General features: G+C 61.4%; 8 protein-coding genes. All 8 read left to right on the forward strand.

Translation table 11 applies throughout. The features are described from left to right. The first annotated feature begins 62 nt into the window (after window positions 1–62). The 8 genes from gloB (at window position 63) to BM026_RS24630 (ending at window position 13,571) form a co-directional block, all read left to right on the forward strand. Window positions 63–830, forward strand: coding sequence for a hydroxyacylglutathione hydrolase (gloB, locus tag BM026_RS24595; protein ID WP_092248864.1), 768 nt, complete (start codon window positions 63–65; stop codon window positions 828–830). A gap of 98 nt (window positions 831–928) precedes the next feature. Beyond that, entirely contained in the window at window positions 929–2,344 is a 1,416-nt protein-coding gene (locus BM026_RS24600) for a lytic transglycosylase domain-containing protein (RefSeq protein WP_092248861.1), read from the forward strand. 210 nt (window positions 2,345–2,554) lie between these two features. After that, complete coding sequence (locus BM026_RS24605; protein ID WP_093514533.1) at window positions 2,555–4,384, forward strand: extracellular solute-binding protein; 1,830 nt, start codon at window positions 2,555–2,557, stop codon at window positions 4,382–4,384. Next, window positions 4,381–6,219, forward strand: a complete 1,839-nt coding sequence (locus BM026_RS24610; protein WP_092248855.1) for an extracellular solute-binding protein — start codon at window positions 4,381–4,383, stop codon at window positions 6,217–6,219. The genes BM026_RS24605 and BM026_RS24610 overlap by 4 nt, the downstream gene beginning before the upstream one ends. Continuing rightward, window positions 6,220–7,296 carry a microcin C ABC transporter permease YejB gene (locus tag BM026_RS24615; RefSeq protein ID WP_025857226.1) on the forward strand — a complete coding sequence of 359 codons (1,077 nt, stop codon included), beginning with the start codon at window positions 6,220–6,222 and terminating at the stop codon, window positions 7,294–7,296. It abuts the gene before it with no gap. A 1-nt stretch (window position 7,297) separates the two neighbouring features. Continuing rightward, window positions 7,298–8,317 carry an ABC transporter permease gene (locus tag BM026_RS24620; RefSeq protein ID WP_093530425.1) on the forward strand — a complete coding sequence of 340 codons (1,020 nt, stop codon included), beginning with the start codon at window positions 7,298–7,300 and terminating at the stop codon, window positions 8,315–8,317. A 1-nt stretch (window position 8,318) separates the two neighbouring features. Next, window positions 8,319–9,920, forward strand: coding sequence for an ABC transporter ATP-binding protein (locus tag BM026_RS24625; protein WP_093127439.1), 1,602 nt, complete (start codon window positions 8,319–8,321; stop codon window positions 9,918–9,920). 159 nt (window positions 9,921–10,079) lie between these two features. Continuing rightward, on the forward strand, window positions 10,080–13,571 hold the full coding sequence (locus BM026_RS24630) for a hypothetical protein (protein ID WP_093530427.1): 3,492 nt from the start codon (window positions 10,080–10,082) through the stop codon (window positions 13,569–13,571). The last annotated feature ends 41 nt before the right edge of the window (window positions 13,572–13,612 follow it).

A 13,612-nucleotide genomic window follows, 5' to 3' on the forward strand; every position in this document is an offset into this window, starting at 1 on the left:
ATTCTCCAACTCGCCTAGACGTTCTAAGATGCACCAATGTGTTCAGCTTGGCGAATCGAAGAATGATACAGATCAGTGCCCTGCCCGCCTTCACCGATAACTACATCTGGTTGTTACAGGACCCTCGCACCCAACGCTGCGCCGTGGTCGACCCCGGCGATGCCGCGCCCGTGCTGGCCTGGCTCGAACAGAACCCTGGCTGGAGCCTCAGCGACATCCTGATCACCCACCATCACCACGATCACGTCGGCGGTGTCGAACAGCTCAAGCGTGAGACCGACGCCAAGGTCTACGGCCCGGCCAACGAGAAGATCCCGGCGCGGGACGTGGCGTTGCACGATAACGACCGCATCACGGTACTCGGCTGGGACTTCGACATCTATAGCGTTCCCGGCCATACCCTGGGCCATATCGCCTTTTATCACCCGGGCGTGCTGTTGTGTGGCGACACCCTGTTCGCCGCCGGTTGCGGGCGCCTGTTCGAAGGCACGCCGGAACAGATGCACAGCTCCCTCGAGCGCCTGGCCGCCCTGCCCGCCGATACCCTGGTGTACTGCACCCACGAATACACGCAGAGTAACCTCAAGTTCGCCCAAGCTGTGGAACCGGACAACACAGATATAGCCGAACGAGTGGAGAACGTACGCCAACTGCGGGCCAGAGGCGAGATCACGCTGCCTTCCAACCTGGCCCTGGAAAAGCTGACCAACCCCTTTCTGCGTACCTCTGAAACATCCGTTAAACAAAAAGCGGACGAACGGAATGGCCGTGACAACCGCTCTGGGGCCGAGGTGTTTGCTAGCTTGAGGGCTTGGAAAGATAAGTTCTAAAGGGAAGCAATCTGATACGCAATTTCTGAATGGTTGACCGGAACCCAACGGGTTTCTAGAATCGCCCGACATTTTTGCCCGGAACTTACTTCCAGCCAATGTCGTCATCTATTCGTAAATCCAACCATTCAGACGCATTGACCCGCCTGGCTCAAGCTGTGGCGGTGGCTGTGTCCGCCACACTGGCGGGCTGCCAATCAAGCAATTTCACCGCACAATCCACCGTGCAACCCAAGCCAAACCTCACCGCCAAAATCAAACAGAAACCCGTCATCTGGCTTTCAGAAAAACCGGCTCCCGACGTACCCCAGGATGTTTGGGAACGCATGCGCCGGGGCTTTCAACTGCAGGAGGGTCTAGGTGTCAACCCGCGTATCGAGCAACAGCGCCTGTGGTTCGCCAGCAACCCGTCCTTCCTGGAGAATGCCGGAGAACGCGGCAGCCTCTACATTCACTACATCGTCGAACGTCTCGAAGAACGCAACATGCCCCTGGAGCTGGCGCTGCTGCCAGTGATTGAAAGTGCCTACAATCCGATGGCCTATTCGCGCAGCGATGCGGTCGGCCTCTGGCAGTTCATCCCCTCCACCGGGCGCTACTTCAACCTGCGCCAGACCCGTGCCTACGATGGCCGTCGCGACATCACCGCCTCCACCACCGCCGCCCTCGACTACCTGACCCGCCTGCATGACATGTTCAACGGCGACTGGCTGCTGGCCCTGGCCGCCTATAACGCCGGCGAAGGCACGGTGAGCCGGGCCATCGAGCGCAACGAGAAGCTCGGCCTGCCGACCGACTACTGGAACCTGCCCCTGCCCCAGGAAACCAAGGACTACGTGCCCAAGTTCCTGGCGCTGTCCCAGGTGGTGCTGGCACCCGAGGCCTACGGCGTCAACCTGAACCCGATTGCCAACCAACCTTACTTCGAAGTGGTGGAAGTCAAGCAGAGCATGGACCTGTCACGGGTTGCCGCGCTGGCCGAGATCGACGAAGACGAACTGTTCCAGCTCAACCCGGCGCTGAAACAACGCACCACCCTGGATGGCCCGCAGCATTTGCTGGTGCCCAGTTCCAAGGCGCAACTGCTGACCAGCACCCTTTCGACGATGAAGCCTGAAGAATTGCTGGCGATGCGTCCGAAAAAGCAGGTGTTCGACGAGGTCGAGACCGCACGGGTGGCCGGGCGTACTCGCAGCTACAAGGTACGCACCGGCGACAACCTGACGCTGATCGCCAAGGCCAATAAGGTCGACGTACATGACCTGCAACGCTGGAACAAGCTCAACGGCCAGGCCCTCAAGGTCGGCCAGACCCTGGTAATGCAGGACACGCGCAAGCTGGTGGCCAAGGCCGACAGCAAGAAACCGGTGCAATACAAGGTCAAGAAAGGCGACTCGCTGTACATCGTCGCCAAGCGCTTCAATGTCGAGATGCAACACCTCAAGCGCTGGAACCCGCGTACCGGCCAGGCCCTGAAGCCTGGGCAGATGCTGGTGGTCTCCGGGCCACGCTAAGGCCTCTGGAACAATGGGGACCCCATGTGGGAGGGGGCTTGCCCCCGATAGCGGTAGGCCAGCCAATGAATCTGTTGGCTGGTGTGTTGCTATCGGGGGCAAGCCCCCTCCCACATTGTTTCTGCGTCAATCCAACGGCCTTTTTCCAACCGGAACAAGCTGTTACTGTACCGATCATAAAGCCCAAGCCGCCTGGATCGGATCTCTGACTTGAAGCGTCCCCTCCTTCTACTAATAAGTCTGGCCTTGAGCTTTGCAGCGAACGCGACGATTACCGAGAGCCACGGTTATGCGCAGTTCGGCAGCCTCAAGTACCCGGCCAAATTCACCCACTTCGATTGGGTAAACCCTGCAGCGCCGAAAGGCGGGACATTGCGGGTCATGGCCTTTGGCACTTTCGACACCCTCAACCCCTATACCTTCAAGGGCTCCAGCCCGGTTTCCACGCCGAACTTCCTGCAATATGGCGTCAATGAGCTGAATGAGCCCTTGATGGTCGGCACCGGCCTGTATGCGCCCTCCGGCGATGAACCCACCTCCAGCTATGGGCTGATCGCCCAATCGGTGGAGTACAGCGAGGACCGCAGTTGGGTGGTGTTCAACCTGCGTCCCGAAGCGCGCTTTCACGATGGCAAGCCGATCACGGCGTATGACGTGGCGTTTTCCTATCGCACCTTGCTGACCGAAGGGCACCCGCAATACCGCACCAACCTGCAGGAAGTGGCGCGGGTGGATATCCTCAACCGCCACCGCATCCGCTTTGTGTTCAAGCGTGCCGGCAACCCCTTGCTGATCCTGCGCCTGGGCGAGTTGCCGGTATTGCCCCAGCACTACTGGAAAAACCGCGACTTCAAGGCCACCACCTTCGAACCACCCCTGGGCAGCGGTCCCTACCGCATCAGCAAGGTCACGCCCGGACGGCAACTGGTGTTCGAACGGGTCAAGGACTACTGGGGCAAGGACCTGCCGGTCAACCAGGGCTTCTATAACTATGACAAGGTCGAGGTGGAGTTTTACCGCGACAGCGATGTGGCCTTCGAAGCCTTCAAGGCCGGTGAATTCGATATCTATATCGAGCACCAGGCCAAGAACTGGGCCAATGGCTACAACTTCCCGGCGGTGAACCGGGGTGACGTGATCAAGGCGCAGATCGCCCACCAAATCCCGACACAGAGCCAGGGTCTGTTCATGAACACGCGGCGGCCCACATTCAGCCAAACCAAGGTGCGCGAAGCCCTGGGGCTGATGTTCGACTTCGAGTGGACCAACCGCACCCTGTTCAGCAGCGCGTACAAGCGCACCTTGAGCTACTACCCCAACAGCGAATTCGCCGCCACCGGCGTACCCACCGGCCGTGAATGGCTGATGCTCTCGCCCTACCGCGAGCAGTTGCCGGCCAACCTGTTCACGCAAGCCTTCAGCCTGCCCCAGACCGACGGGCGCGGCATCCCTCGCGAGACCATGCGCCGCGCGCTGGCCCTGCTCGGCGAGGCTGGCTGGAAGCTGTCCGGGCAGCGCCTGGTCAACAAGGATGGCCAGCCGCTGCGTTTCGAGATCCTGCTGGTCAACCCGAACCTGGAGCGCATCCTGCAGCCCTATGTCGAGAACCTGATCAGCATCGGCGTCGACGCGCGCCTGCGTACCGTCGACCGTGCCCAGTACAAGCAGCGCCTGGACCAATTCGACTTCGACATGATCCTGATCACCCTCAACCAGACCTTGAGTCCGGGCCTTGAGCAGTGGCAGTACTTCCACTCCAGCCAGGCCGCGATCAAGGGCAGCAAGAACTACGCAGGCATCAACAATCCGATTGTCGATCACCTGCTGGAACAACTGCTGGCCGCCAAGACCCGCGAAGAGCAACTGGCCGCCGGCCGTGCCCTCGACCGGGTGCTGCTGTGGCAGCACTACAGTATTCCCAACTGGTACCTCAACTATCATCGCCTGGCGTACCGCAACCGGTTCGCCTTTGTCACCACGCCGCCCTACAGCCTGGGCCTGAGCGCGTGGTGGCTGAAAGCTTCGGAGAAAGCCCAATGATATCTTTGCGTACTGCCCTGCTCGGCAGCCTGCTGCTGTGCACTGCGGCCCAGGCCGCCCCGCAACATGCGTTGACGCTGTACAACGAACCGCCGAAATACCCCGCCGACTTCAAGCACTTCGACTACGTCAACCCGGACGCGCCCAAGGGTGGCACGTTCCGCGAGTCGGCCATGGGCGGCTTCGACAGCCTCAACCCCTATATCAGCAAAGGTGTACCGGCCGACAATCTGGGCCTGATCTACGACACCCTGGCCATGCAAAGCCTGGACGAGCCCATCACCGAATACGGCCTGGTGGCCGGCAAGATCGAAAAAGCCCCGGACAACAGCTGGGTGCGCTTCTACCTGCGCCCGGAAGCACGCTTCCATGATGGCCACCCGATCCGCGCCGAGGACGTGGTATTTACCTTCCAGGAACTGATCAAGGAAGGTTCACCGATCTACCGCACTTATTACGCCGACGTCGACGAAGTCATCGCCGAAGACCCGCTCAAGGTTCTGTTCAAGTTCAAGCGCACCAACAACCGCGAATTGCCGCTGATCCTCGGACAACTGCCGGTATTGCCCAAGCATTGGTGGGCCACCCGCGACTTCGCCAGGGGCAATCTGGAAATACCGCTGGGCAGCGGGCCGTACAAGGTCGCCGAGGTCAAGGCCGGACGAATGATCCGCTACGAGCGGGTCAAGGATTACTGGGCCAAGGACCTGCCGATCACCAAGGGTTTCTACAATTTCGACAACCGCATCACCGACTACTACCGCGACAGCACCGTGTCCCTGGAAGCCTTGAAGGCCGGGCAGTTCGACTACTGGCTGGAATTCAGCGCGAAGAACTGGGCCAACGCCTACAACATCCCCGCTGTTGCCCAGGGCCGGCTGATCAAGGAAGAAATCCCCAACGGTAACCCCACCGGGATGCAGGGGTTTGTGTTCAACATGCGCAAGCCGATGTTCCAGGATGTGCGCGTGCGCAAGGCCATCAGCCTGTTGCTGGACTTCGAGTGGAGCAACAAGCAGCTGTTCAACGGCGCCTATACCCGTACGCGCAGTTACTTCGAAAACTCGGAAATGGCCGCCACCGGCCTGCCCGGCCCGGATGAACTGGCGATTCTCGAGCCCCTGCGCGACAAGATCCCGCCCGAAGTCTTCACCCAGGCCTTCGAACCCTCCAGGACCGACGGCAGCGGCATGATCCGCGCCCAGCAACGCGAGGCCTACCAACTGCTGCAGGAAGCCGGCTGGCGCATCGTCGATGACAAGATGGTCGACACCACTGGCAAACCGGTAACCATCGAATTCCTGCTGGCCCAGACCGAATTCGAACGCATCCTGCTGCCGTTCAAGCGCAACCTGGCCGACCTGGGCATCGACCTGGTGATCCGCCGGGTCGACGTGTCGCAGTTCATCAACCGTATCCGCTCGCGGGACTTCGACATGCTGGTGGGCAGCTTCCCGCAGTCCACTTCACCGGGCAACGAACAGCGCGAGTTCTGGAAATCGTCCAGCGCCGACAAACCCGGCAGCCGCAACTACATGGGTCTCAAGGACCCGGCCATCGACCAGTTGGTGGAAGAGTTGATCGACGCCGATTCACGCAAAAGCCTGGTGGCCCATGCCAAGGCCCTGGACCGCGTGTTGCAATTTGGCTACTACGTGATCCCCAACTGGCACATCAAGACTTTCCGCGTGGCGTACTGGGATCACCTGGGCCACCCGAAAGTCCCACCGCGCTACGACGTCGGCACGGCCACCTGGTGGGCCAAGCCCGACGTCAAACCGGCCGTCATCCCGGACACCAACACGAGCGCCGATCCGGCGAGCGGAGGCGATTAAATGCTGGCCTATATCTTTCGCCGCCTGTTGCTGATTATCCCGACGCTGTTCGGGATCCTGCTGATCAACTTCGTCATCATCCAGGCCGCCCCCGGTGGCCCGGTGGAGCAGATGATCGCCAAGCTCGAAGGCTTTGAAGGCGCCACCAGCCGCATTGCCGGCGGCGGCGCCGAGGTATCGGTGGCCGGCTCCAGCAGCTACCGCGGCGCCCAGGGCCTGGACCCGGCGCTGATCAAGGAAATCGAGAAAATGTACGGCTTCGACAAGTCGGCGCCGGAACGTCTGTGGATCATGGTAAAGAACTACGCCCAGCTGGATTTTGGCGACAGCTTCTTCCGCGACGCCAAGGTCATCGACCTGATCAAGGAAAAGATGCCGGTGTCCATTTCCCTCGGGTTATGGAGCACGCTGATCATGTACCTGGTGTCGATCCCCCTGGGGATCGCCAAGGCCACGCGGCACGGCAGCCATTTCGACGTGTGGACCAGCTCGGCGATCATCGTCGGCTACGCGATCCCGGCCTTCCTGTTTGCGATCCTGCTGATCGTGGTGTTTGCCGGCGGCAGTTACCTGGACTGGTTCCCCCTGCGCGGGCTCACCTCCAACAACTTCGATGAACTGAGCTGGGGCGGCAAGATCCTCGATTACTTCTGGCACCTCGCGCTGCCCATCACGGCCCTGGTGATCGGCAACTTCGCCACCATGACCCTGCTGACCAAGAACAGCTTCCTTGACGAGATCAACAAGCAGTATGTGATCACCGCCAAAGCCAAGGGCCTGACCAACCACCGCGTGCTCTACGGCCACGTGTTCCGCAACGCGATGCTGCTGGTGATCGCCGGTTTCCCCTCGGCCTTCATCGGGATCTTCTTCACCGGCTCATTGCTGGTGGAAGTGATCTTCTCCCTCGACGGCCTGGGCCTGATGAGCTTTGAAGCGGCGATCAACCGCGACTACCCGGTGGTGTTCGGCACGCTGTTCATCTTCACCCTGCTGGGGTTGATCGTGAAGCTGATCGGCGACCTTACCTACACCCTGGTCGATCCGCGGATCGACTTTGCCAGCCGGGAGCATTGAGATGAACCTGTCCCCCCTCAATCGCCGCCGGTTCGAACGGTTCAAGGCCAACAAGCGTGGCTGGTGGTCGCTGTGGCTGTTCCTGATCCTGTTCGTGCTGAGCCTGGGCGCCGAGCTGATCGCCAACGACAAACCCCTGGCCGTGCACTACGACGGCGGCTGGTACTTCCCGGCGCTCAAGCGCTACCCGGAGACCACATTCGGCGGCGAATTCCCTCTGGAGGCCAACTACAAGAGCCCGTACATCCAGGAACTGCTCAAGGCCAAGGACGCCTGGACGTTGTGGGCGCTGATCCCGTTCAGCTACCAGAGCATCAACTACGACCTCAAGGTGCCGGCCCCCGCGCCGCCTTCCAGCGTCAACCTGCTGGGCACCGATGACCAGGGCCGCGACGTGCTGGCGCGGGTCATCTACGGCTTCCGCGTGTCGGTGCTGTTTGCCCTGACCCTCACCGTGCTCAGCTCGATCATCGGCGTGATCGCCGGGGCCCTGCAGGGCTTCTATGGCGGCTGGGTCGACCTGGCCGGGCAGCGTTTCCTGGAGATCTGGTCCGGGTTACCGGTGCTGTACCTGCTGATCATCCTCGCCAGTTTCGTGCAGCCCAACTTCTGGTGGCTGCTGGGGATCATGCTGCTGTTCTCGTGGATGAGCCTGGTGGACGTGGTGCGCGCCGAGTTCCTGCGTGGGCGTAACCTGGAATATGTGCGGGCGGCGCGGGCGCTGGGCATGCAGAACGGCGCGATCATGTTCCGCCATATCTTGCCCAACGCGATGGTGTCGACCATGACCTTCATGCCGTTCATTCTCACCGGCGCCATCGGTACGCTTACCGCTCTGGACTTCCTCGGCTTCGGTTTGCCCGCCGGTTCGCCGTCGCTGGGTGAACTGGTGGCCCAGGGCAAATCCAACCTGCAAGCGCCGTGGCTGGGCATGAGTGCCTTTGCCGTGCTGGCGATCATGTTGAGTTTGCTGGTGTTTATCGGCGAGTCCGCTCGCGATGCCTTCGACCCGAGGAAATGAGATGAATCAGGACAATCTGATCGAAGTCCGCGACCTCTGCGTCGAGTTCGTCACGGGCGAACACCACCACCGCGTGGTGAACCATGTCAGCTTCGATATCAAGCGCGGTGAAACCATCGCACTGGTGGGTGAAAGCGGCTCGGGCAAATCGGTAACCGCCCACTCGATCCTGCGCCTGCTGCCCTACCCGCTGGCGCGCCATCCCTCCGGCACCATCGAGTATGCCGGCCAGGACCTGCTGACCCTCAAGGAAAAAACCATCCGCCACATTCGCGGTAACCGCATTGCGATGATCTTCCAGGAGCCGATGACCTCCTTGAACCCGTTGCACCCCATAGAGAAGCAGATCAACGAAGTGCTGGGCCTGCACAAAGGGTTGCAAGGCAAGGTCGCCACCCAGCGCACCCTGGAGCTGCTGGAGCTGGTGGGTATTCCTGAGCCGCACAAGCGCCTCAAGGCCCTGCCCCATGAACTGTCCGGTGGTCAGCGCCAGCGGGTGATGATCGCCATGGCCCTGGCCAATGAGCCCGAATTGCTGATCGCCGATGAGCCGACCACCGCACTCGACGTGACGGTGCAATTGAAGATCCTGGAATTGCTCAAGGAACTGCAGGCGCGCCTGGGCATGGCGCTGTTGCTGATCAGCCATGACCTCAACCTGGTGCGCCGGATTGCCCACCGCGTGTGCGTGATGCAAAAGGGTTGCATCGTCGAGCAGGCGGAGTGCGAGACGCTGTTCCAGTCACCCCGGCACCCGTACACCCAGGAGTTGTTGGCGGCAGAACCCAGCGGCGGCCCGGCGACCAACGATGTTGGCCCACCGTTGTTGGAGGTCGATGACCTGAAAGTGTGGTTCCCGATCAAGAAGGGCTTTTTGCGCAACACCGTTGACTACGTCAAGGCGGTGGACGGTATCAACTTCAGCCTGCCCCAGGGGCAGACCCTGGGCATCGTCGGTGAAAGCGGCTCGGGCAAGTCCACCCTGGGCCTGGCGATCCTGCGGTTGATCGCCAGCAAGGGCGGTATTCGTTTCGAAGGCCAGCAACTGGACAAGCTCAGCCAACAACAGGTACGCCCGTTGCGCCGGGAAATGCAGGTGGTGTTCCAGGACCCGTTCGGCAGCCTGAGCCCGCGCATGTGCGTCAGCGAGATCGTCGGCGAAGGCTTGCGCATCCACAAGATGGGCACGCCGGCCGAACAGGAAGCGGCGATTATCGCGGCGCTCAAGGAAGTGGGCCTGGACCCGGAATCCCGGCATCGCTACCCTCACGAGTTCTCCGGTGGGCAGCGCCAACGCATTGCCATCGCCCGCGCGCTGGTGCTCAAGCCACGTCTGATCCTGCTCGACGAGCCCACCTCGGCCCTCGACCGCACGGTGCAACGCCAGGTGGTGGAACTGCTGCGCAGCCTGCAGGCCAAGTACAACCTGACCTACCTGTTCATCAGCCATGACTTGGCGGTGGTGAAGGCGCTGAGTCACCAATTGATGGTGGTCAAGCATGGGCAGGTGGTGGAGCAAGGGGATGCGCAGGCGATCTTTGCGGATCCGCAGCATGCCTATACCCGCCAGTTGCTGGAAGCCGCTTTCCTGGTTCCCGCCTGACACAACTTTGAAAAAAGTCTGAAAGGAGGCTTGCCCCCCCGCAGGCCTTAACCTTGCCGCCGTGGCTGACGCAAGCCACGGCCTTGCAGGAAACACCTGCTACAGAGGCCCCCTCCTCGTGGCGGATGATCCGGGGTTTCATCAGCCGGAACCGACCTCATGGATGACATTCACGCCCTTGCCCTGACCTGGGACAGCCTCCCCGGCGACACGCCGCTGCCACTCAGTCTCAGCCCTTCTATCGCCTACCTGAACGAACGCCAATCCCTGCGCAGCGAAGGCGACACGACCCTGATCGGCCACTTGAGCCGCCTGCTGGCCATCGCTTCGAACCAATCATTACCGCCTCCCACGCATCCCGTGACAATGGTCGCGCATTCTCAGTTGGGCCAATGGTGCGAAGCCTTTTGCAAGGCCATCAATCAGAAAGACTTCATTGACTGGGCCAACGCCGAGGGGTTTGATCTGGCCACGCTACGCGTGCACAACAGCCGGCTGAGCGTGACGGCTCACGGGCAGCCCAGGGTCTACACCCTGGCCGACACGTCCGCCTGGTGGACATTGGCCAACCCGATCATCTACATCAGCCAACTCCTGGACCCGACCGAACTGGGCATGCCGTATATCGCACCTGTGCCTCCCGCCGGTGCGCGCACCTTTCCCTTGAACCTGACGCTGGCGTTCCATGGTTTGCCGATGCCTGCCAACCGCCTGCAGGCGCAGACCATTGTCGAAGAGCTCGACGCCTTGAAGGGTTTTCCCGGCTTTGACGATAACGGGCGCAGCAAGTCGATGAGCTACGCCGAGTCGAGCCAGCAGATGCTCGACTATCGACAGCTGGCAGAGGCCCTGCAACGGTTGGTCAAGGACGAGAACAGCTTTGACGCGTTGGATATCTACCGCACTGTGCTGTATCTGACATCCGATTCGCGGTTGTCCAGAAACCTCAAGGAGGCGGCGGGCCTGTTGCAGGCAATCATCAATAGCAACGACCTGGGCAGCACGGACGACGCGCCAGCGCCCGCTTACTTCGATTACCAGCGGCAAGTGTTGTGTGTGCTGAACCCGGACAGCGGGCGCGAAATAAACACCTTGGTGCCAAAGGCACCCGATGAGCGTTGGAACCGGTTGGCCACACTCGGCGAACAACTGGGCAGCCATGTCTATACCGACCAGCGCATCAGTATGGTCGGGGCTTTGCAGGCGTATGCCATCGAGCGCCCGCTGAGCAGGACGGAGGTCAGCCTCCTGAGCCAGCGCCTGCGCGACTGGCCGGCGCCTGCGGTGCCGGTGATATTGAACAGCGCCCGGTCGTTCGGCGAACTGTACCGCTATCGGCAGTACATCGGTCTGCTCAATGATCGCCACGTACTGCGCAACGCCTTGTCGACGGTGATCGCTGGCGGGAACCTGAATGATGCCGATCGGTTTGAGGTAGGCGCCAGCGTTGACCCGGACACACTCCAGGCAACCGTTAAAAAAGCCTACGCCCAGATCCACGTGCTGACCGACCACCCTGACTTCCTGGCCATCCGCACCCGGGAACGCGTCGACCCTGCCAGCCACGTATTGCTCACTGCCGAGGGTAGCGTTGGCGCCAATGGCCTGGACGGCACCTGGAAAACCCTGACCGACCCAGTGATGAGCAATGTTGAACTTGCCCCTCTGGTGTCGCGCCTGAAGCTGGTAGCGGCCAAGACAGGCGGGTACTTGCGCAGTCATTTCAAGGTGACGCTCAGCCAGGCACTGAACCTCTACCACCTTGTACGCCCCCACACACTGCACGAGGCACGCCTGACGTTGCAGCAACTGACCGTCAGCCAACCCCTGCCGACGCGTCAGGGCCACTACTGGCGAGCGCTCAAGCCGCTGTCTGGTTCACAACCCTCAGCCTGGAAACTGTCGGTGCTCGATCGCACGCAAATCATGCGCATCATCGAGCGCTTCACGGCCGACCAGGACGTGCCGCTGTTCGAGTACCTCGGCCAGCCCATCGTCGCCGGCAAGTCGATAGCCGATGTGCGGGCGGAAGCGGATTTCCTCATGGTCCGCCTGCTCGCAACACCCTTGGCCCAGCAACTGGCAGACGCTTTGTCGAACGCCCTGCACTGGCATGGCGGCCACGCCGGCGAGCGCACGGAAAGTGGCAGCCGCAGTGCACTGATACTGGCAGCACTGATCCTGAGCCTGGACCCCGAGCCCGATGCGTACCCGAACCGGATCAATCTGGTCGACTGGCACGACGATTACTTCTGGGGTGAGCACGTGCCGTTCATACGCCAGTGCATCGACAGCAGCCTGGCCGGGCTCCACCCAGCTACCGCAGCACTGGCCGCGCACCTGTTGCTGAGCGAAAAGGGTCCACATTTGCTCGTACGCGACATACCCGACGCCACGCCTTGCCTGAGCGCCCAGACCTGGGTGCTGTATCATCAATACGTCATGTACATGGAAAAGGTCATGCCGGGGTCTTCCCGTCAATTGACTTACAACCAGATCATGTTCCTGGCCGGGCTGGCGCCACACGGCAGCTGGAAGCGCTTCCTCGAAAGCAGCGAAGCAACGCCGCCGGTGCTGGAATGGGCCGTGGTCAACGGCATGCTGGACCCTCGACCGCGTTACGATGTGCTGGCGATCAATACGGCACTGGAAGGCCTCAATCGACAGCGTGCCAGCCTGGCCGACGCCGTCGAGACGTTTGCACAGCCTGTGGTGACCTTGCGCCAGACCGCGCTGGACGATCTGCGCCGAGTGTATGCCGACAACACCTTGCTTGAAGAGCCAGTGCTGATGTGGCTGCCGGAGCATTCGCCGTTTTCCGAAGACGGCCGCTTCGAGGGCGTGTATACGGGCCCTCTGTACTCGTTCGTCGACCTGCACAGTGCCGGTGCCCTGGATGTCACCTCGAAACGCTGGCACTCGGCAAACGCTGGGGTCAAATATCGGGAATTGGCTCGGCAATTCCACTTGCTCACTCCGATCAATCGGCTTTTTTTCGACACCTTTGATCGCAAGCTCGGGCAGTTGAAAGAAGCCTACGGGACCGCGCTCCGTTACGGCTTGTCGCACCTGACCCTGCCCAGTCGTGAAGCCCTGGAATACGGCCTGGTGCTTTTTTTCGGTCTCACCCAGAGGCACGGCGAAGTCGGCCGGTTCGGTGTACTGATGTATGTCTCGCATTACAGCGACAGAAAGTTCTATGAAGTTTTTCCCCGGCACCTGTTGGTTCGTCCACGTCCAGACCTTGACTACAAGCGGGTCATGCAGGCGGCCAAGGACGGCGCCAGCGGTGCCTGGATGCGTTTCGACTGGCCGGCCTACGCGCAAGGCACCCGACCTGCCGAGGTGGCGCTGACCGCGGCGGCGACAGACCTGGTCATCCATCAGCTCGACAACTTCGCACCCGCCGAAATCCCCGCCCCGGACCTCTTCGGACGCAGGGTGCCACGCACCTTCGACTCACCACGCAGCCGCGCCTTGATGAGTGTCATCGTCGAGCGGCATATGCTGCATGACGGCGAGGCCCTGCGGGAAAAGGCCCGGCAACCGGTCACCCTGGCTGAGGCCGTGGCCGGTTACGATCCATGGGCCGACTACCTGCGCCGCTGTGCACCGCCGGTACGTCAGGGCTTGAACAATGGCGAGTTTTAGCTGACGCTGCTCGCCTGCCCGTTGAACTGCTGCGAGGAAGC

The sequence above is a fragment of the Pseudomonas sp. NFPP24 genome (assembly GCF_900112095.1).
Classification (GTDB): Bacteria; Pseudomonadota; Gammaproteobacteria; order Pseudomonadales; family Pseudomonadaceae; genus Aquipseudomonas; species Aquipseudomonas extremorientalis.